This window comes from Streptomyces sp. NPDC002573 (assembly GCF_042889625.1).
GTDB lineage: Bacteria > Actinomycetota > Actinomycetes > Streptomycetales > Streptomycetaceae > Streptomyces > Streptomyces gibsoniae.
Genome location: NZ_JBIARC010000048.1, coordinates 23,032 through 41,717 on the forward strand (window position 1 = coordinate 23,032; position 18,686 = coordinate 41,717).

General features: G+C 71.7%; 19 protein-coding genes and 1 pseudogene. 12 read left to right on the forward strand and 8 right to left on the reverse strand.

Translation table 11 applies throughout. From position 1 onward, the window contains the following. Positions 1 to 114 precede the first annotated feature (114 nt). The 3 genes from mgtA to ACFYX0_RS33460 form a co-directional block, all read right to left on the reverse strand. On the reverse strand, positions 115 to 2,688 hold the full coding sequence (gene mgtA, locus ACFYX0_RS33450; protein WP_388975996.1) for a magnesium-translocating P-type ATPase: 2,574 nt from the start codon (positions 2,686 to 2,688) through the stop codon (positions 115 to 117). Beyond that, positions 2,678 to 3,055 (reverse strand): metalloregulator ArsR/SmtB family transcription factor, encoded by a 378-nt coding sequence (locus tag ACFYX0_RS33455; protein ID WP_355910479.1) that lies wholly within the window; start codon positions 3,053 to 3,055, stop codon positions 2,678 to 2,680. Before ACFYX0_RS33455 ends, mgtA begins: the two co-directional genes overlap by 11 nt. Positions 3,056 to 3,262: 207 nt before the next feature. Next, on the reverse strand, positions 3,263 to 3,409 hold the full coding sequence (locus ACFYX0_RS33460; protein WP_388975999.1) for an alpha/beta hydrolase fold domain-containing protein: 147 nt from the start codon (positions 3,407 to 3,409) through the stop codon (positions 3,263 to 3,265). On the opposite strand from ACFYX0_RS33460, the gene ACFYX0_RS33465 reads away from it, so the two are divergent. After that, complete coding sequence (locus tag ACFYX0_RS33465) at positions 3,399 to 3,818, forward strand: hypothetical protein (protein ID WP_388976002.1); 420 nt, start codon at positions 3,399 to 3,401, stop codon at positions 3,816 to 3,818. The two genes, ACFYX0_RS33460 and ACFYX0_RS33465, sit on opposite strands and share 11 nt — an antisense overlap. A 16-nt stretch (positions 3,819 to 3,834) precedes the next feature. On the opposite strand, the gene ACFYX0_RS33470 is transcribed toward ACFYX0_RS33465, so the two are convergent. Next, entirely contained in the window at positions 3,835 to 4,263 is a 429-nt protein-coding gene (locus ACFYX0_RS33470; RefSeq protein ID WP_388976005.1) for a MazG nucleotide pyrophosphohydrolase domain-containing protein, read from the reverse strand. Positions 4,264 to 4,361: 98 nt separating this feature from the next. On the opposite strand from ACFYX0_RS33470, the gene ACFYX0_RS33475 reads away from it, so the two are divergent. Then, positions 4,362 to 5,360, forward strand: coding sequence for a TAXI family TRAP transporter solute-binding subunit (locus ACFYX0_RS33475; protein WP_355910278.1), 999 nt, complete (start codon positions 4,362 to 4,364; stop codon positions 5,358 to 5,360). Between the two features lie 38 nt (positions 5,361 to 5,398). Here ACFYX0_RS33475 and ACFYX0_RS33480 read toward each other — a convergent pair whose 3' ends face one another. Together ACFYX0_RS33480 and ACFYX0_RS33485 are read right to left on the reverse strand one after the other, a co-directional pair. Then, entirely contained in the window at positions 5,399 to 6,823 is a 1,425-nt protein-coding gene (locus tag ACFYX0_RS33480; protein WP_355910275.1) for a HAMP domain-containing sensor histidine kinase, read from the reverse strand. A 10-nt stretch (positions 6,824 to 6,833) separates the two neighbouring features. Further along, the gene (locus tag ACFYX0_RS33485; RefSeq protein WP_355910272.1) at positions 6,834 to 7,520 is read right to left on the reverse strand and encodes a response regulator transcription factor; all 687 of its coding nucleotides are present in this window, start codon (positions 7,518 to 7,520) and stop codon (positions 6,834 to 6,836) included. A gap of 386 nt (positions 7,521 to 7,906) precedes the next feature. On the opposite strand from ACFYX0_RS33485, the gene ACFYX0_RS33490 reads away from it, so the two are divergent. From ACFYX0_RS33490 to ACFYX0_RS33525, 8 genes are all read left to right on the forward strand, one after another. Beyond that, positions 7,907 to 8,683: an amino acid ABC transporter ATP-binding protein gene (locus ACFYX0_RS33490; RefSeq protein WP_311691724.1), complete on the forward strand. Its 777-nt coding sequence runs from the start codon at positions 7,907 to 7,909 to the stop codon at positions 8,681 to 8,683. 80 nt (positions 8,684 to 8,763) lie between these two features. Continuing rightward, positions 8,764 to 9,603, forward strand: a complete 840-nt coding sequence (locus ACFYX0_RS33495; RefSeq protein WP_388976007.1) for a glutamate ABC transporter substrate-binding protein — start codon at positions 8,764 to 8,766, stop codon at positions 9,601 to 9,603. Positions 9,604 to 9,678: 75 nt separating this feature from the next. Then, the gene (locus tag ACFYX0_RS33500; RefSeq protein WP_355910264.1) at positions 9,679 to 10,344 is read left to right on the forward strand and encodes an amino acid ABC transporter permease; all 666 of its coding nucleotides are present in this window, start codon (positions 9,679 to 9,681) and stop codon (positions 10,342 to 10,344) included. Beyond that, positions 10,341 to 11,225, forward strand: a complete 885-nt coding sequence (locus ACFYX0_RS33505; RefSeq protein WP_388976010.1) for an amino acid ABC transporter permease — start codon at positions 10,341 to 10,343, stop codon at positions 11,223 to 11,225. Before ACFYX0_RS33500 ends, ACFYX0_RS33505 begins: the two co-directional genes overlap by 4 nt. A 269-nt stretch (positions 11,226 to 11,494) precedes the next feature. Beyond that, positions 11,495 to 13,174, forward strand: coding sequence for an FAD-dependent monooxygenase (locus tag ACFYX0_RS33510; RefSeq protein ID WP_388976013.1), 1,680 nt, complete (start codon positions 11,495 to 11,497; stop codon positions 13,172 to 13,174). 214 nt (positions 13,175 to 13,388) lie between these two features. Continuing rightward, positions 13,389 to 13,436: a hypothetical protein gene (locus tag ACFYX0_RS33515; RefSeq protein ID WP_309506048.1), complete on the forward strand. Its 48-nt coding sequence runs from the start codon at positions 13,389 to 13,391 to the stop codon at positions 13,434 to 13,436. A 74-nt stretch (positions 13,437 to 13,510) separates the two neighbouring features. Continuing rightward, complete coding sequence (locus ACFYX0_RS33520) at positions 13,511 to 14,080, forward strand: cysteine dioxygenase (RefSeq protein WP_388976015.1); 570 nt, start codon at positions 13,511 to 13,513, stop codon at positions 14,078 to 14,080. Beyond that, a complete protein-coding gene (locus ACFYX0_RS33525; protein ID WP_355910252.1) occupies positions 14,077 to 14,478 on the forward strand; it encodes a rhodanese-like domain-containing protein in 402 nt (133 codons plus the stop codon). The genes ACFYX0_RS33520 and ACFYX0_RS33525 overlap by 4 nt, the downstream gene beginning before the upstream one ends. A 142-nt stretch (positions 14,479 to 14,620) precedes the next feature. Here ACFYX0_RS33525 and recX read toward each other — a convergent pair whose 3' ends face one another. Both recX and recA read right to left on the reverse strand, forming a co-directional pair. Continuing rightward, positions 14,621 to 15,400, reverse strand: coding sequence for a recombination regulator RecX (gene recX, locus ACFYX0_RS33530; RefSeq protein WP_388976018.1), 780 nt, complete (start codon positions 15,398 to 15,400; stop codon positions 14,621 to 14,623). A gap of 3 nt (positions 15,401 to 15,403) precedes the next feature. Next, entirely contained in the window at positions 15,404 to 16,525 is a 1,122-nt protein-coding gene (recA, locus tag ACFYX0_RS33535) for a recombinase RecA (RefSeq protein WP_388976020.1), read from the reverse strand. A 280-nt stretch (positions 16,526 to 16,805) separates the two neighbouring features. Between recA and ACFYX0_RS33540 the strand changes: the two are divergent. Both ACFYX0_RS33540 and ACFYX0_RS33545 read left to right on the forward strand, forming a co-directional pair. Further along, a pseudogene (locus ACFYX0_RS33540) lies at positions 16,806 to 17,734 on the forward strand (aminoglycoside phosphotransferase family protein). Between the two features lie 100 nt (positions 17,735 to 17,834). Continuing rightward, positions 17,835 to 18,677, forward strand: coding sequence for a hypothetical protein (locus ACFYX0_RS33545; RefSeq protein ID WP_388976022.1), 843 nt, complete (start codon positions 17,835 to 17,837; stop codon positions 18,675 to 18,677). Positions 18,678 to 18,686: the final 9 nt, after the last annotated feature.

The window sequence follows — 18,686 nt, forward strand, 5'->3', positions numbered from 1 at the left end:
CCGAGGACGCCTTCCGTCACTCGCCCGTCCGGTTCATGGTTGCTACTTTGCGCAACTGTACGACCGTGAGAGGCGATCGGGAGCGTGGGACGCCCGCCACGACCGAACCGTGACCTACAGGTGATCGCCGCCGGCCGCGGCGCGCCGCCCGTAGCGCGCCCGGACCGCCCACAGCGCAAGCGCGTACAGCGCGAGGACGGCGGCGAGCAGCACGTAGTAGCCCATCGGCAGCACGGTCATGCCGAGCACCGCACCGAACGGGGTGAAGGGCAGCAGGAGGGCCAGGGCGGCGAGGACGCCCGCGGCCCGGCCCACCGGTCCCGGAGCCCGCCCGGCGGCGAGGCCTCGGCCGGAGCGCAGCAGCACCATCACCAGGGACTGGGTGAGCAGGTTCTCGGTGAACCACGCCGAGTGGAAGACCGCTTCGTCGTCGAGTGGGTCGGGCCCGTACAGGGCGAGCCCGAGGACGGCGAAGGTGGCGAGGTCGGCGACGGCGTTGAGCAGACCGAAGCCGGTGATGAAGCGGAGGAAGTCGCGCGGCCGCAGCACGGTGGGGCGGGTGAGCACCCCGGGCGCGGGGCGGTCGTAGGCGAAGGCGAGCTGGGCCGCGTCGAAGCACAGGTTCTGGGCCAGCACCTGGGCCGGGAGCATCGGCAGGAAGGGCAGCAGGAGGCCCGCGCCGAGCATCGCGACGACGTTGCCGAGGTTGGAGGAGAGCGTGACGCGCAGATAGGTGGCGATGTTGCCGCTGCTGTGCCGCCCGGCGGCGACGGCGTGGTCGATCGCGGTGAGGTCCTTGTAGGCGAGGACGACGTCCGCGCTCTCCCGGGCGACGTCGACGGCGTCGCGCGGGGCGATCCCGACGTCCGCGGCGTGCAGCGCCGGGACGTCGTTGACGCCGTCGCCGAGGAAGCCCACGGTGTGCCCGGCGCGGCGCAGCGCGGTGACGATCCGCGCCTTGTCCTCGGGGGTGCACCGGGCGACGACGGTCGCGGTGTGATCGTCAGCGGCGCCCGCGGTCCGTACCTCACCCGGGTCGAGGCCGAGGTCGCGGCAGGCGCGGGCCGCCGTGCCCGGATGGTCGCCGGTGAGGATGCGCACGGTGACGCCGCGGGCTGCCAGGTCCCGCAGGGCCCGCGCGGCGGTCGGGGCGAGGGCGTCCCGGAAGGTGACGAAGCCTCGGAAGGTGAGTCCGCGCTCGTCGGCGGGGGTGTAGGGGCGGGTGCGGGCGGGTCGGTCGCCGGCCGCGACCGCGATCACCCGCAGGCCGTCCCGCGCCTGGTCGGCGGCGAGCGCGAGCAGCCGCTCCCACTCGTCGGGGGCGACGGCGCAGCGCTCCAGTACGGCCTCGGGGGCTCCCTTGACGAGGAGGGTGTGGGTGCCGAGGCCGCCGCGGACCACGGCGGTGGCGAGCCGGCGGACCGGGTCGAACGGTACGGCGGCCACGCCGTCGTACGCCTCCCAGCTGCCGTCGGCCGCGTCCAGGAGCGCCTCGTCGAGGGCGTCCGGGGTGGGCAGGTCGGCGAGTTGGAGGGTCCACCAGGCGATGGCGGCGGCCTGGCGCAGCACCTCGGGCGCGTCCTGGCCGGCGCCGTCCAGGGCCCGTTCGACGACCGGCCGGTCCTGGGTGAGGGTGCCGGTCTTGTCGAGGCACAGCACATCGACCGCGCCGAGGTCGTGCAGGGCGGGCAGGCGCTTCACGATCACACCGTGGGCGCGGGCGAGCAGCCGGGCGCCGCGCGCCAGACAGGTGGTGACGATGACGGGCAGCATCTCGGGCGTGAGGCCGACGGCGACGGCCACCGCGAAGGGCAGCGTCTCCAGGCCCCGGTCGCGCAGCGTCGCGTTGGCCATCAGCACCAGCGGCGGGGTGAGCAGCATGAACCGGATCAGCACCCAGGAGATGCCGTGCACGGACCGCTCGAAGGCGCTCGCCTCACGCCGGGCCCGGACCCCGTGGGCCCGGGCGAACCGGGTGCGGGTGCCCGTCTCCAGGACGAGCGCGGTGCCGCCGCCGGTGGCGACACTGCTGCCCTGGAAGCACAGATGGGGCTGTTCGTAGGGGCCTGCCGCCACGGCCGTGGGCGCGTCGAGGGCGTACTTGGCGACCGGCGCCGACTCACCCGTCAGCGCCGCCTGATGCACGGTCAGGCCGCCCGTGCGCAGCAGCCGTACGTCGGCGGGGACCAGGTCGCCGGGCGCGAGGCGGATGACATCGCCGGGCACCAGTTCGGCGGCGGGTGTCTCCCACTCCCGGGGCGGCAGGTCGGCGTCCGGGCGGCGCAGCACGGTCGCGGTGGTGGCGACCAGGTCGCGCAGCGCGGCCATCGAGCGGTCGGCCCGGTACTCGCCGGTGGCGCGCAGCAGACAGCTGACGACGACGAGGGAGAGGATCACGCAGGCGGTGCCCCAGGCGCTGACCGTCGCGGACACCAGGCCGAGGCAGAGCAGGACCGTGGTGAACGGATCGCGCAGACCGCGCACGAAGCGCCGGAACCAGGAGGGGGTCCGGGCCTCGGGAAGCACGTTCTCGCCGACGTCCGCGAGGCGGGACTCGGCCTGCGCGTCGGTGAGTCCGCGCGGACTGCTCCGCAGCCGGCGCAGTTCCTGGAGAGCGGTGGGCGCCCCCGGGCCGGGGCCGACGCCCGCGGGCCAGGCCGGCGACGGTGCGGCGGTCTCAGAGGCCACGGAGCCGGGCGGCCGGGACACCGGTGGGGGTGGCACGCTCACTGAGCTGGTCCACCACCAGGCGCACCACCGTCACCACGTCCGCGTCGGCGGCGGTGTCGGCGATGTCGACGAAGTACACCTGGCGGCGGCCCTCGCGACGGGAGCGCACCAGTCCGGCGAGCTTCAGCTTGGTCAGATGCTGGCTCACGGCGGGCAGTGCGCCGCCGACGCGCTCGGCGAGTCCGGTGACATCGCTCTCGCCCTGCGTGAGCGCCCAGACGATGTGCAGTCGCGCGGGCGAGGCCAGCAGCCCGAACGCGGCGGCCGCCGCCGACCACACCTCGGGGGGCGGGTCCTGCGCAAAACCACCGCCGCCTGCCGCCACCGTCGTCGTCCCCTTCCCGTTGCGGGTCATGTCCTGAGAGTCGCCCTAGTCTAGGGGCGACTCCGGGGGCTCTGTCCCACCGAGGGCGGGCCGCCGAAGCGGCATGCCGCCGGACGAAGGCTGCCGGGGACACGGCGGCAGGCAGAGGGCCGGCCGGCGGTCAGCCGACCGGGCGGCGCGCCCCGTCCGCGACCGCGCGCAGTGCCGTCAGGGCCTCGGCGATGTCGGCCTGCGAGGAGGGGACGGGTTGCCCTCGGCCTCCAGGAAGATGGTCGGCACGCCCGCGGCTACGAGGGCCGCCGCGTACGCCCTGCCCTCGTCGCGGAGCGGGTCGAGTCCGGCGGTGAGGACCACGGCGGGGGGCAGCCCGGCCGGCTCGCCGAGCAGCGGCGAGTCCCGTACATCGGCCGCGGTGCCGGCGGACGCGACGCCCTACGAGACCATCCTCGCCGGTCTGAAGGCGCTGACCGGTGCCCTGCAACCGAGCCGGGAGCGGCTGGTGCTGCGCACCCGGATCATCCGGCAGTCCCCGGAGCTGCGCGAACGTGAACTGGTGAATCTCGCGTCATGGGCGGCCGCGCTCACGACTATCCTGTGCGCGCGCGGCCTCGGCCCCATGGACGCGGTGTTCGCCGCCGAGACCGCGACGACGACGTTCCGTGTCGCCTTCGAACGATGGACCGCCGAACCCCTCGTGGACGACGCCCTGTTCGAACTCGTCCAGGAGGGCTTCACGGCGGTGGAGCGGTTCCTGCGCCGGTGAGGACGTCGGGCCGTCCTTACGAGGTGCAGTCGCGGGCGTCCTGCACCGAGGACGGCGTCCACCCCTGACGGCGCAGCACCGCCGACACGTCCGGGGCCCGGTAGTGGTCGCCCTTGAGGACCTTCCCGTCCTCCCGCCGGGCGACCGTGCCGTCCGGGCCGATCTTGGTCATGTTGGCGCGATGGATCTCGGCGATCACCGCGTCGAGGTCGACGCCGTGCACAAGCGCCGTGCCGTAGGCCACGTACACGAGGTCGGCCAGCTCGTGCGCCAGCCGGTCCAGCGGTCCGGTGACGGCCACCTCGGCGACCTCGGCCGCCTCCTCCGCGAGCAACTCACCGCGGTGCGCGGCCAGTTCCGGGGAGACCTCGGCCGGAACGGTACGGGCGTCGAGGCCGAAGGCGAGGTGGAACTCTCGGACGAGGGAGGCGGGTGAAGGGTGCATCCGGCGACCCTATCGGCCACCGCCGACGCGCCCCTCGGGCTCATCCGCGCGCCCCCCGCCCTGGTCAGGGGTGCGTGCGGCCTGGCAGGATCGCCCGCATGCTCCAGGCACTCCCCCGTATCGGCAGGCGCCGCGCGCTGCTGGGCTCGACGGCGGCCCTCGCGCTCGTCGGGCTGCTGCTGTGGTGGCTGCTGCCGATCGGCGACGAGCCCCCCAGCGGCACGGTCACCTTCAGTACGGGCACCCCGACCGGCGTCTACCAGAAGTACGGCATGCTGCTGCGGGGCGCCATCGCCAAGGACCTGCCGCGACTGGACGTCCGGCTGCGCGACAGCGACGGCTCTCAGCAGAACGTGCGACGGGTGGCGACAGGCAAGGCGGACTTCACGATCGCCGCGGCCGACGCGGTGGAGACCTACCGGCTGGAGAAGCAGCCGGGCGCCGACCGGCTGCGCGGCTGCGCACGGCTGTACGACGACTATGTCCACCTGGTGGTGCCGCGCTCGTCCCCCGTGCGGTCCGTGGCGGACCTCAAGGGGCGCACCGTCGCCGTCGGGCCGGCCGGCTCGGGGGTGCGGCTGATCGCGGACCATGTACTCGCTGCGGCCGGGCTGGATCCGAAGAAGGACATCACCGCCCTGTCCGACGGCATCGGAACCATGCCCGGCCTGCTCAAGCAGCACAGGATCGACGCGTTCTTCTGGTCGGGCGGACTGCCCACCAGTGCGATCACCCAGCTGTCCAACCGGTTCGGGATCCGGCTGGTGCCCATCGGCAGCGATCTGGTGGCGAAGCTGCACGCGCAGGGCGGCGCGTCGAGCTACTACCGGGCCGCGGTGATGCCCGCCGACGCCTACCCGGACATCGAGCAGGGCTCGGCCGTGCAGACCGTTGCCGTCGCGAACCTCCTGATCACCCGGGAGGACATGAACGCGGACCTGACCGAGAAGCTCACCCGCACCGTGATCGACAGCCGGGACCGGATCGGCGCCCAGGTGCACGCGGCCCAGCTGGTGGACCTCCGGACGGCGATCTACACGGATCCGCTGGAACTGCACGAGGGCGCGCGGCGGTACTACGAGTCGGTGAAGCCGTAGCCGGGGCGCGCCGTGTCGCGCATCCCCCGGCCTCGCTCTCACGAACCGGACGACCCGCTCGCGCGCACCGTCCGTGGCACCGTGACCGTCACCTTCAGCCCCTGCGGCTCGTGGTGCGCGTACGCGATCGATCCCCCGCCCGCCGCGAGCAGCGTCCGTGAGATCGACAGCCCGAGCCCCGAGCCCTTGATGTTCTGATGTGCCGCGCTGCGCCAGAAGCGGTCCCCGATACGGGCCAGTTCCTCGTCGCCGAGTCCGGGGCCGCAGTCGGTGACCACAACCGTGGCCCACTCGCCGTCCGCCGTGACCTCGACCTTGACGCACTCTCCCTCCGGGGTGAACTTCACCGCGTTGTCGATGACGGCGTCCAGGGCGCTGGAGAGCGTGACGGGGTCGGCCCAGGCGGTGGTGGCCGGGCAGCTCCCGATCAGCCGTACGCCCCTGGCCTCGGCGGCCGGACTCCACGCCGCGACCCGCTCGGCGGCCAGCGCGCCCACGTCGGTGACTCTCAGGTCGGCCTCGGCATGCTCGGCGAGCGCCAGGTCGAGCAGGTCGTCGAGGACCCGCGCGAGGCGCTTGCCCTCGGTCTGCACCGAGGCGATCTCCTCGTTGCCCTCGGGCAGTTCGAGGGCGAGCAGCTCGATGCGCAGCAGCAGCGCGGAGAGCGGATTGCGCAACTGGTGGGAGGCGTCGGCGACGAACGCGCGCTGCTGCTCCAGGACTTCCTCGACGTTGTCCGCCATCTCGTTGAACGACCGGGCCAGCCGCCGGAGTTCCGGCGGTCCGCCGGCGGCGGCGACCCGGGACTTGAGGCGTCCGGTCGCGATGTCGTGGGTCGTCGCGTCCAGGACCCGTACGGGCCGGAGCACCCAGCCCGTCAGACGCAGCGCCGCGCCGACCGCCAGCAGCATCGCGGCGATCTCCCCGGCGCCGATGAACAGCCAGCCGTGCAGGATGCGCGACCGCATCTGCCCGGTGGGCGACTCGGTGACGACGACGGCGATGACGTCGCCGTCGCGGATGACCGGGGAGGCGACCACGAGCCGGGTTCGCTGCCAGGGCCACACCTGCTCCGGATCATGACTGCGCCGCCCGAGCAGGGCCTCGTTGAAGGCGTCGCGGCCGTCGCCCTCCTGCGGTAGGTACCAGTCCTCCGGCGCGTTGGCCATCGGTACGTCGTCGCGGTAGAAGACGCCCGCGCGGATGCCGTAGACGCTGTAGTACATGGCGAGCTCCTTGCGCAGGGTCTCACCACGTTCGTCCTCGGTCCCCACCTGGGAGCCGGCCGCGGGCCGGTCGGTGACGAACTGCGCGAGGGCCGCGAAGCGCGCCGTGTCGTCGATCCGGTCGACGACGACCCGCTGCTGCTGCGCGGCGGCGAGGCTCACCGCCAGCGGGACACCGAGCGCGAGCAGCACGGCCGCCATCAGGACGATGAGCAGCGGAAGCAGTCGTGCGCCCACCCGTCCCCCGCTAGGCGACCGGGGCGACGAGCCGGTACCCGACGCCTCGCACGGTCTCGATCAGCGCGGGCATCCGCAGCTTGGAGCGCAGGGAGGCGACATGCACCTCCAGGGTGCGTCCGGTCCCCTCCCAGCTGGTCTGCCAGACCTCGCTGATGATCTGCTCGCGGCGGAAGACCACACCGGGGCGCTGGGCCAGCAGGGCGAGCAGATCGAACTCCTTGCGGGTCAGCTGGACCACCGAACCGTCCACGCTGACCCGGCGGGTGGGCAGTTCGATCTGCATCTGGCCGAGGCGCAGCACGGTCTCGGTGGCGCCGGTGTCGTCCACGTGCGGGATGCGCCTGCTGACGGCGTGGATGCGCGCCAGCAACTCCCCGGTGTCGTACGGCTTGACCACGTAGTCGTCGGCGCCGAGGTTCAGACCGTGGATGCGGGAGCGCACGTCGGAGCGCGCGGTCACCATGATCACCGGAATGTTGGCACGCTTGCGGATCTTCCCGCAGACCTCGTAGCCGTCCTGGTCGGGCAGGCCCAGGTCGAGCAGGACGACACCGAAACCGGCACCCTCGGGGACCAGCGCCCGCAGGGCCTCCTCACCGTTGCGGGCGTGGGTGACGTCGAAGCCGTGTCGCGCGAGCACGGCGGACAGGGCGGCCGCGACGTGGTTGTCGTCCTCGACGAGAAGCAGTTTCATGCCGACCCCCTCCGGATCTCTCGGCCCCACGGTCCCGTTCGCCGTCACCCGGTACAAGAGCCGGCCCGCATCCTCTCCCGGGAGGGAGCCGTCTGTACCCGAAAGACGTCATCCGCCCGAAGGCGGAAAGCGTCATCCGTGCGAACGAATGCACGCGGGCGCGTGCACCAAGGCAGTCACGCCGATGAACAAGGACGGCGTCAAGGGGGATCCGGTTGCGGGCGCCTTCCGTTATTCAGCCGGTACGCGGGTGGCATACGGTGACTACGACAAGTGAACGATCGCTATCGGATCGTGATGCTCAGATCTCCCTCAGATGTAATGACGCTGGTCGGGCGGCCTCATTACTGTCCTCCGAAACCGAGTGAGGACGGAGCCAACCAGTAATGACCGCAGCATCGGTGGCCAAGGACTCGGTGGCCGCGACCGACGAACTGGTCGTCCTGAAGAGCGTCAACAAGCACTTCGGCGCGTTGCACGTGCTCCAGGACATCGACCTGACCATCACCCGTGGTGAGGTCGTCGTGGTCATCGGCCCCTCGGGGTCGGGAAAGTCCACCCTGTGCCGCACCATCAACCGCCTGGAGACGATCGATTCGGGCACCATCGCGATCGACGGCAAGCCGCTGCCCCAGGAGGGCAGGGAACTGGCCCGGCTGCGCTCCGACGTCGGCATGGTCTTCCAGTCCTTCAACCTCTTCGCGCACAAGACCGTGCTCGAGAACGTCATGCTGGGCCAGATCAAGGTCCGCAAGACGGAGAAGAAGCAGGCCGAGGAGAAGGCCCGCGCCCTGCTCGACCGGGTCGGCGTGGGCACCCAGGCCGACAAGTACCCCGCCCAGCTGTCCGGCGGCCAGCAGCAGCGCGTCGCCATCGCGCGCGCCCTGGCGATGGACCCGAAGGTCATGCTCTTCGACGAGCCCACCTCCGCCCTCGACCCCGAGATGATCAACGAGGTCCTGGAGGTCATGCAGCAGCTCGCCCGGGACGGCATGACGATGATCGTCGTCACCCACGAGATGGGGTTCGCACGATCGGCCGCGAACCGCGTGGTCTTCATGGCGGACGGCCGGATCGTCGAACAGGCCACTCCCGACCAGTTCTTCAGCAACCCGCGCAGCGACCGGGCCAAGGACTTCCTCTCCAAGATCCTGCACCACTGACGGCGCGGCCCCGGCGTTCTGACGAGCCGGGGCGCCCTCCCTGACGGACCTCGTTCCTCACCACTCAAAGGATGTTCAGCATGAAGTTCCGCAAGGTCACCGCCGCCACGGTCGCCGTGCTCGCCCTCGCCACCGCCGCCACGGCCTGCGGATCCGGCGACAAGAAGGACGGCGGGTCGTCCTCGGGCGGCGGCAAGACCATCAAGATCGGCATCAAGTTCGACCAGCCCGGCATCGGCCAGAAGACGCCGCAGGGTTACTCCGGCTTCGATGTGGACGTCGCCACGTACGTCGCCAAGCAGCTCGGGTACAGCGCGGACCAGATCGAGTGGAAGGAGTCGAAGAGCGCCGACCGCGAGACCATGCTGCAGCGCGGTGACGTCGACTTCATCGCCGCCTCGTACTCGATCACCCCGGAGCGCCAGCAGAAGGTCGACTTCGCGGGCCCCTACCTGCTCGCCCACCAGGACGTGCTGCTCCGCGCCGACGACAACAAGATCAAGGCGCCCTCGGACCTGAACTCGAAGAAGCTGTGCTCGGTGACGGGCTCGACCTCGGCGCAGAACGTCCACGACAAGCTCGCCCCGAAGGCCCAGCTTCAGCAGTACCCGACCTACTCGGCATGTCTGACTGGTCTGCAGAACGGCGCCGTCGACGCCCTGACCACCGACGACTCGATCCTCGCCGGCTACGCCTCGCAGGCCGCCTTCAAGGGCAAGTTCAAGCTCGGCGGCTTCAAGATGACCAACGAGAACTACGGCATCGGCGTCAAGAAGGGCAGCGATCTCAAGGCGAAGATCAACGCCGCCCTGCAGAAGATGGTCTCGGACGGCTCGTGGAAGACCGCCGTGGAGAAGAACTTCGGCCCCGCCGACTACAAGAACGAGCCCGCGCCGAAGATCGGCAACATCGTCCAGTAAGCAGGGCCTGACGACCGTGCGCCCCCCGGTGGGCGGCGCACCCGGCCTGTCCGACACGCGGAAGCGCGGGACCTCATGTTCGACTTTCTTGATCGCTACGACCTGCTGGGAGCGTTCTGGGGGACGGTTCAGCTCACCGTCCTCTCCGCGATCGGCTCCCTGATCTGGGGCACCGTGCTGGCCGCGATGCGGGTCGGCCCGGTGCCGGTGATGCGCGGTTTCGGGACCGCCTACGTGAACATCGTGCGGAACATCCCGCTGACCGTGATCATCCTTTTCACCTCCCTGGGACTCAACCAGACCCTGGGGGTCAATCTGGGTGCCTCGGACTTCGTCACCATCAACTTCCGGCTGGCGGTGCTCGGTCTGAGCGCCTACACCGCGACGTTCGTGTGCGAGGCACTGCGGGCCGGCATCAACACCGTGCCTGTCGGACAGGCGGAGGCGGCTCGCGCTCTGGGGCTGACGTTCACTCAGGTCCTCACGCTGGTGATCCTGCCGCAGGCGTTCCGTGCGGTCGTGATCCCGCTGGCGAACGTGCTGATCGCGTTGACCAAGAACACCACGGTGGCCGCCGCGATCGGTGTCGCCGAGGCGGCTCTGCTGATGAAGAAGATGATCGAGAACGAGGCCCAGTTCCTGCTGATCTCCGCGGTGATCGGCTTCGGGTTCGTGTGCCTGGTGCTGCCGACCGGCCTGATCTTCGGCTGGGTGGGCAAGAAGCTGGCGGTGAAGCGATGAGTTCCGTCCTCTACGACGCCCCGGGGCCCCGCGCCAAACGGCGCAACCTCGTCTGGACCGTGCTGTTCGCCGCCGTCCTGGCCGCCCTGGCGTGGTGGGTGTACACCAGCCTCGACGACAAGGGCCAGCTGCAATGGGCGCAGTGGAAGCCGTTCTTCAGCGGGACGGAGGCCTGGACGACGTATCTGTTGCCGGGTCTGCAGAACACGCTCGAGGCGGCGGCCCTGGCGGTGCTCATAGCACTGCCGCTGGGCGCGGTCCTGGGCATCGCCCGGCTCTCCGATCACGCCTGGATCAGGGTTCCCGTCGCGATCGTGGTGGAGTTCTTCCGCGCCATTCCGGTGCTCGTTCTGATGATCTTCAGCAACGCCCTGTTCGCCCAGTACACGAACGTCGCCGCGGACGATCGCCCGCTGTACGCGGTGGTCACCGGCCTGGTCCTCTACAACGCCTCCGTCCTCGCGGAGATCGTGCGCGCGGGCATCCTGGCCCAACCGAAGGGCCAGTCCGAGGCCGCGCTGGCGATCGGAATGCGCAAGAACCAGGTCATGCGGCTGATCCTGCTGCCGCAGGCGGTCACCGCGATGCTGCCGGCGATCGTCAGCCAGTTGGTGGTGACCGTGAAGGACACGGCGCTCGGCGGCGCGGTTCTCACCTTCCCCGAACTGCTGTCCTCGGTCTCCCCGATGAGCTCCTACTACGGCGCCAACACCATCGCCAGCTTCACGATCGTGGCCCTCTTGTTCCTCGCGGTCAACTTCGCCCTGTCGATGTTCGCGGCCTGGCTGGAGAAGCGGCTGCGGCGGGCCAAGAAGTCGACCGGAGCCGTCCTGGCCCCGGCGGCCGTCAATGGCGCGGAGTCGACGGGCATCAACGCCTGACGGTTCCTCAGGCGGTCGTGGACCGATCCTCCGGCGGACGGGCCGCCGGATCGGCGCTTGTGCGATCGGCTCTCCGCCGGCATGTCCGCCGGAGCGACCGGTTCCTCGAACCGTCCGTCCCGCAGGGCAGTGGCGTCACGCCACTGCCCTGCTCGCTTGACGGGCGCAGCGGCAGTGGGTTGCATACGTTCTGTGATCGTGCACCCTGCTCCAACTGCCTGTTCCCGTACGTCCCTCAGGGCACCGCTCAGGGCAGGGGGCGCCGCGCCGTGGACCCGGTGATCATCGTGGGAGCGGGGCCCGTGGGGCTCGCGCTCGCGCTCGCACTGGCGCGCCAGGAAGTGCCCTCCGTCGTCCTCGACGAGGGCCCCGGCAAGGACGAGCAGCGCGCCGCGCGCACGGTCGTGCTGCGTGAGGACACCACCGCGCTGATGGAACGGTTGGCCGGGGTCCCGCTCACGGGAGCCGGGCTGCGCTGGACCGGATGGCGGTCGATGCGGCGCAGGCAGACGACCCGTGAGGTCGTGTTCGCACCGGCCGATGGCGGACCGGAGCGGCGCCGGGGCGGACACGGCGGCGCCCAGAGCCGGAACGGTACGGCGGAGGAGACCGAGGTCGCCGACGGGCCGGCCCCGCTGCACATCGCCCAGCATGTGCTCACCGGCGCCCTGCGCGCGGCCATCGCCCGGGAGCCGCTGATCGAGGTCGCGGTGGAGAGCCGGCTGGACTCCGTCGAGCAGGAGCCCTTCGGAGTCGCGGCGCACACCCGTGGTCCCCGGGGGACCTGGTGGCGCGGCAGTCATCTGGTCGGCTGCGACGGACCGCGCTCGACGGTGCGCAAGCTCCTGGACATCCGCTTCCCGGGGCGTACGGCCGTGGAACGCCATGCCGTGGCGGCGTTGCGCGCCGAACTGCCCTGGCCCGGCGAGGCGTTGCTGCACCGGACGCCGCCGTGGCGGCCATCGGGCACTGCGATCGGCGAGATCAGCGCGCGCCCGCTGCCCGACGGCGTATGGCGCCTGGACTGGCTGCTGCCGCCGGGCAAGGACCTGGTCACGCCCGAGCTGCTGGTGGCCCTCGTCCGGGAGACGCTCGCGGGCTGGCACGGAGGCTCCACCCCCGCCTACGACCTGCTGGACACGGGGGTCCACACCGTCCACCACCGGCTCGCCCGCCGCTGGCGCGTCGGCCGGGTCTTTCTCGCCGGGGACGCCGCCCATCTGCTGGGCGCGCTCGGCACCCACGGTCTGGACGAGGGGCTCAGGGACGTGGACAACCTCGCCTGGAAGCTGGCGCTGGCCTGGCACCACGGCTCGCGCGAGACCCTGCTCGACAGCTATCAGACCGAGCGCCGCGCCGTGGTCGCGGCCCGGCTGCGCGCCGCCGACCAGGCACTGCCGTTGCTGCGCGGCGGCGGACCTCTGCGGTCCTACGTTCCCGGGACCGCGCGCGGCCAGGACGCGCTGCTCGCGGACGGCCATCTGGGGCGCGGGGCGCTGGGCGCGCCGGGCACCTACGCCGACTCACCGCTCCAGCCCGCGGCCGGCGAGTCGGAGGTACCGGTGGACACCGAGCCCGGGGCGGCGGTCGCGGATGTGCGGGTGACGGCCGAGGACGGTTCGTCCGTACGGCTGCGGGACCGGCTGGGGCGGGGATCGCTGCTGGTGGTGCTGGTGGCGCCGGGCACCGGGGTGTGGGAGCGCAGGCACTGGGTGTCGGCCGGGATCATGCCCCGCCTGGCGGCGGCGGTGACGGCTCTGCCGCATCCCGCCGAACTGCTGGTCGCCGAGAGCTATCCGGGCGCGGCCGCCCACACGGTTCTTCTGGTCCGCCCGGACGGCCACTTGGTGACGGCGCTCAGCGGGGTGCGGCCGGCGGACCTGTACCAGGCGGCGGAGGCGACACTGGGCGGCCCGGCGAAGGAACAGGCGGCGGCGAACGCGGGCTGAGGGGTGTTCCAGGCACGGCTGAAGGCGGCTCAGGGGCATGCCGGGCACGGCGGAGGGGCGTTCCGGGCGCGGCTGAGAGGCCGGGGAACGCTCTCGGTCGAACGCACGGTCACCGTGACGTCCACATAGTGACGGTGAGTTGACCGGTCGCCACCTCCATGGTCTACTCCGGATCGTGACCGACACCTGTGTGCGCCTGTGGCGGAGGGTCCATATGGACCTCGTCCGCTATGCGGGCTGCGTGTGTCGTCCGTCCTGCTGATCTCGCACCCCCTTCACTCGCGCGCGCCGTCTGGCACCACCGCGCGCCCCCACGCGAACCTCAGGACGGTCCCCGTGTCTGTGCACCCTTCTGTCTCATCGGTCTACCCTGTCTCGTCTCCCCCCGCCTCGTCGGTCTGCGGTCCCGCTCAGGCACCCGGCCAGGCCGAGTTGCTCGACTTCGTACGCCGGACGGCCGCGAACACGGAACTGGTCTCGTCGCTCCCGCTCGACCCCGAGGGCCGTACCTGGGTACGCCTGGAAGGTCCCGGAGGCAGCGAGGCATGGCTGATCGGCTGGCCGCCCGGCACGGGCACCGGCTGGCACGACCACGCCGACTCGGTGGGCGCCTTCGTCACCGCCTCGGGCGAACTGAAGGAGAACTCCCTCGCGGCCCGGCTGCCGTCCGACGGCTGGCGGACCCTGGAACTCACCGAGGGGGTGGACCGCGAGCGGCGGCTGTCGGCGGGCAACGGCCGTTCCTTCGGACAGCACCATGTGCATGAGGTGCTCAACGAGTCCACCGACCGGCACGCGATCTCGGTCCACGCCTACTACCCGCCCCTGCCGCAGATCCGCCGCTACAGTCGCACAGGGCAGGTACTGCGTCTGGAACAGATCGAGCGTCCGGAGGACTGGCAATGACGTCCCTACCCGAAAGCCCCATCGGCATCGATGCGTTGCTGGAGCGGGTCCGTGGGGGCCTGGTCCGCGTGGAGGCCCAGGAGGCCTACGACGCCGCACACGCCGGGGACGCCCTGCTCGTGGACATCCGGTACGCGGCCCTGCGCGACCGTGACGGGCTGATCCCGGGCGCCCTCGTCATCGAGCGCAACGAACTGGAGTGGCGCCTGGATCCCCAGGGCAGTCATCGCGTCCCCGAGGCCACGAGCCACGATCTGCGCGTGGTGATCGTCTGCAACGAGGGCTACGCGTCGAGCCTCGCCGCCGTCTCCCTGCGCCAACTGGGCCTGCATCGCGCCACGGACCTGGTGGGCGGCTTCCAGTCCTGGAAGGCGGCGGGGTTGCCGGTGACGCCGTAGGCCCTGCCGGACGGGCCACGGGCCTTCGAGCCCTGGACGCGATCGGCGCCCCCGCGCGTCCACCGTGTCCAGGGCTCTCGTCCCGTGCCCGGTCCCACCGGACCGCACGTGGCCCGCCCTGCCGCCGAGCGGCTCCGCGGGCTCAGAACTCCCCGTCCCCCAGCTCTTCCATGTCCTCCCCCTCGTCCTCCAGCGCCTGGCGGACCACCCGTAGGGCCATGCCCTCGGGGTAGCCCTTGCGGGCGAGCATGCCCGCGAGGCGGCGCAGGCGCTTGTCGCGCTCCAGCCCCCGTGTCGCGCGCAGTTTGCGGGCGACAAGTTCCCGGGCGGTGGCCTCCTCCTGCTCCGTGTCGAGCTGTCCCACCGCTTCGTCGATCAGCGTGGAGTCCACGCCCTTCGTGCGCAGTTCCCGCGCGAGCGCCCGGCGGGCCAGACCCCGGCCGTGATGCCGGGACTCCACCCAGGCCTCCGCGAAGGCACCGTCGTCGATGAGGCCGACCTCCTCGAACCTCGACAGCACCTCCTCCGCTACCTCGTCGGGGATCTCCCGCTTACGCAGGGCGTCCGCGAGCTGCTTGCGCGTGCGCGGGCTCCCGGTGAGCAGGCGCAGACAGATCGCCCGTGCCTGCTCCACCGGGTCCGCCGCCGGGGGCTCCCCCTTCTCGGCCCTCGACGAGAAAGACAGCCCTCCGTCCTGTGGGCCGTCGGCCGGTTCCCCGAAACCGCGCCGCCGCCCCCGTCCGCGCCCCCCACGCGCACGGCCGTCGTCACGCGGAGCGCCCGCCCCCTGGGCATCCGAGTCCCCCCACATGTCGTCGTGCGCCCCGTCGCCGTCCTCGGCCGATCCCCCCTCGCCCCGGCTCCCCCGCTCCTGCGGGGCCACCGGGAAGGCGTACTCGGCCCAGTCGGTTCGTCGTGTCACGGGTCAGCTCTTGGCCGCCGGAGCCTTGGCCTTGGTCGTCTTGGCCGCCGCCGCGGGCGCCGTCTTGGCGGTGTCCTCGGCCGTGCCGCTCGCCGCGTCCGCGCCCGGCTCGGCGGCGGGCTCCTCGGGACGCACGCCGACGCCCAGCTTCTCCTTGATCTTCTTCTCGATCTCGTTGGCCAGGTCGGGGTTGTCCTTCAGGAAGTTGCGCGCATTCTCCTTGCCCTGGCCGAGCTGGTCGCCCTCGTACGTGTACCAGGCGCCGGCCTTGCGGACGAAGCCGTGCTCGACGCCCATGTCGATCAGGCCGCCCTCACGGCTGATGCCCTGTCCGTAGAGGATGTCGAACTCGGCCTGTTTGAAGGGCGGGGCGACCTTGTTCTTGACGACCTTGCAGCGGGTGCGGTTGCCGACCGCTTCCGTGCCGTCCTTCAGGGTCTCGATGCGGCGAATGTCGATACGCACCGACGCGTAGAACTTCAGCGCCCGACCACCGGTCGTGGTCTCCGGGGAGCCGAACATCACGCCGATCTTCTCGCGGAGCTGGTTGATGAAGATCGCGGTGGTCTTCGACTGGTTGAGCGCGCTGGTGATCTTCCGCAGGGCCTGGCTCATCAGACGGGCCTGCAGACCCACGTGGCTGTCGCCCATCTCGCCCTCGATCTCCGCACGCGGGACGAGCGCGGCGACGGAGTCGATGACGATGAGGTCGAGAGCACCGGAGCGGACCAGCATGTCCACGATCTCCAGCGCCTGCTCGCCGTTGTCCGGCTGGGAGAGGATCAGGTTGTCGATGTCGACGCCCAGCTTGCGCGCGTACTCGGGGTCGAGGGCGTGCTCGGCGTCCACGAAGGCGACCTGGCCGCCCGCCTTCTGCGCGTTCGCCACCGCGTGCAGGGTCAGGGTCGTCTTACCGGAGGACTCCGGTCCGTAGATCTCCACCACTCGGCCGCGGGGGAGGCCGCCGACGCCGAGGGCCACGTCGAGCGCGGTCGACCCGGTCGGGATGACCTCGATGGGCTCCCTGGACCGCTCACCCATGCGCATGACCGCGCCCTTGCCGAATTGCCGTTCAATCTGTGCGAGCGCGGCATCCAGAGCCTTCTCGCGGTCCGTACCTGCCATGGGTTCCACCCGGTTTGCTTGAGTCGATCGCTTCACGTCAAAGACGCTAACGCCTGCCACTGACAATGCGCCCCGACGCTCGTCCGGCCTGTGGATAACTCGGGCACTTCTCCGTGAAACCCTGTCGAAGTCCCGCGGAGAACTGAGCCGGAGGCTCCATAAGAATAGATGTTCGATTTTCATGTCAAGCGCACCGCACGCATCTCCGAGCCTACGTTCCTCGGCACGGAGCGGGGATCGCCCCAAACGGTGAGTCACCGTCGGACTACCCTGGCTCCGCATGACCCACACCGAGATCGAGATCACCGCGGCGCTGGTCCGGGATCTGCTGCACGACCAGCACCCCGACCTGGCCGACCGCCCGTTGCGGCTCGGTGCGCGCGGCTGGGACAACCAGCTGTGGCGACTCGGCGACGACCTCGCCGTCCGGTTGCCCTGGGCGACGCGGTCCGCGGACGCGCTGCTGCGCAAGGAGCACACCTGGCTGCCCTCCCTCGCCCCGCACCTTCCTCTGCCGGTCCCCGTCCCGCAGCGCCTCGGCGAACCCTCGGAGCGGTTTCCGCGCCCCTGGATCGTCACCACCTGGGTGCCGGGCACACCTGCCGACCGCGCCCCCGCCACGAGCGCTGCGGAGGCGGCCGACGCCTTGGCCGCCTTCCTGACGGCCCTTCATCGGCCTGCCCCCGACGGAGCGCCGACCGGCCGCGACCGAGGGGGCCGCTGGCCGCCCATGCCGAGCCGTTCGCCCAGCGACTGGCCGAGGCCACCGAGCTGGGGCTGATCCCGGACCCGGACGCCGTCCGCGCCGTCTGGGAGGACGCCGTCGCCGCGCCCGTCTGGACGGGTCCGGCGCTGTGGCTGCACGGCGACCTGCATCCGGCCAACGTCCTCACCGCGGAGGGCACCTTCTGCGGCGTGATCGACTTCGGCGACCTCTGCGCGGGCGACCCGGCCTGTGATCTCGCCGCCTCGTGGGTGCTGCTGCCGGACGGCGCCGCCGAACGCTTCCACCGTGCCTACCGGCCGGCCCCGGACGCCGCCACCCTGCGCCGCGCCCGTGGCTGGGCGGTGCTGCGAGCCCTCGGCGGCATCCTCATCGGAGAGGCCGGCCTCCGCGGCCGCCCGGGCGGCAAGTCCACCTGGGGCCCGCCCGCACACACCGCGCTGAGACGCCTCGTCGCAACGGGCCGCCGCCGACAGAAAGGGTGACCCGAACACCGGCGCACCCCAAGACTGCTCCCCCGGACGTACCGCAGGAGTCTCCCGTCGTACGACGACCCGGCAGGCCCGTCACCTAGACGCTGTCCCCATGGATCGACACGGAATCCGCATCCCCACCGCAACCGCCCCGGACCGGACCGCCGCCACCGCCCCGGCCACCGTCCCCGTCGGCCGGGTCGGCGCCGTGCGGCGCGCCGCCCGTCCCGCCGAGCGCCTCTGTCTCACGACCGGTGCCGCCCTCGTGCTGTCGGGGCTGGTTCATCTGCTGGTGTTCGCCGTCGACGGCGGCCCCTGGGACGGTCCTGTCTCCTGGCGCAAGCCCTTCACGTTCGGACTCTCGTTCGGGCTGACGCTGATCGCGGTCACCTGGGTGACCTCGTATCTGCGCATCGGCGCGCGGTCGCGCACCGTGCTGCTCGTCGTCTTCGCCGTCGACTGCGTCGTGGAGGTCGCCGGGATCACCCTCCAGGCGTGGCGTCATGTGCCCTCGCACCTCAACACCACCACGCCCTTCGACACCGCGGTCGCGATGGCGCTCGCGGTGGGCGGCGGAGTCCTGGTCGTCGTGCTCACGGTGTTCGCCGCGGCAGCGTTCCGGCACCGGCCCGACGGCCCCTCGGGCATGCCGCTCGCGCTGCGCGCCGGCTTCGCGACCCTGATGGTGGGACTGCTGTCGGGGGCGGTGATGATCGCGCGGGGAGTCGTGCTGTCCCGCACCGGTCACCAACAGGCGGCGTACGACTCGACGGCGCCGCTCAAGCCCCTGCACGGCGTCAGCCTGCACGCCGTGCTGGTGCTGCCCGCGCTGACCTGGCTGCTGTCCCGTACCGCCTGGAGCGCCACCGCGAAGCGGCGGGTCCTGCGCGCGGCGGTCGGCGCCTACGCGGTCGCCGTGCTCGGCGCGGGAGTCTGGGCGGCGCTCACCTGGTGAGTCCCGGCG

Excerpts from the sequence above, each read along its gene's own strand:
- ACFYX0_RS33470 (WP_388976005.1), bottom strand. The coding sequence starts at position 4,263 with ATGCACCCTTCACCCGCCTCCCTCGTCCGAGAGTTCCACCTCGCCTTC.
- ACFYX0_RS33475 (WP_355910278.1), top strand. The coding sequence starts at position 4,362 with ATGCTCCAGGCACTCCCCCGTATCGGCAGGCGCCGCGCGCTGCTGGGC.
- ACFYX0_RS33485 (WP_355910272.1), bottom strand. The coding sequence starts at position 7,520 with ATGAAACTGCTTCTCGTCGAGGACGACAACCACGTCGCGGCCGCCCTG.
- ACFYX0_RS33490 (WP_311691724.1), top strand. The coding sequence starts at position 7,907 with ATGACCGCAGCATCGGTGGCCAAGGACTCGGTGGCCGCGACCGACGAA.
- ACFYX0_RS33495 (WP_388976007.1), top strand. The coding sequence starts at position 8,764 with ATGAAGTTCCGCAAGGTCACCGCCGCCACGGTCGCCGTGCTCGCCCTC.
- ACFYX0_RS33500 (WP_355910264.1), top strand. The coding sequence starts at position 9,679 with ATGTTCGACTTTCTTGATCGCTACGACCTGCTGGGAGCGTTCTGGGGG.
- ACFYX0_RS33505 (WP_388976010.1), top strand. The coding sequence starts at position 10,341 with ATGAGTTCCGTCCTCTACGACGCCCCGGGGCCCCGCGCCAAACGGCGC.
- ACFYX0_RS33525 (WP_355910252.1), top strand. The coding sequence starts at position 14,077 with ATGACGTCCCTACCCGAAAGCCCCATCGGCATCGATGCGTTGCTGGAG.
- recA (WP_388976020.1), bottom strand. The coding sequence starts at position 16,525 with ATGGCAGGTACGGACCGCGAGAAGGCTCTGGATGCCGCGCTCGCACAG.
- ACFYX0_RS33545 (WP_388976022.1), top strand. The coding sequence starts at position 17,835 with ATGGATCGACACGGAATCCGCATCCCCACCGCAACCGCCCCGGACCGG.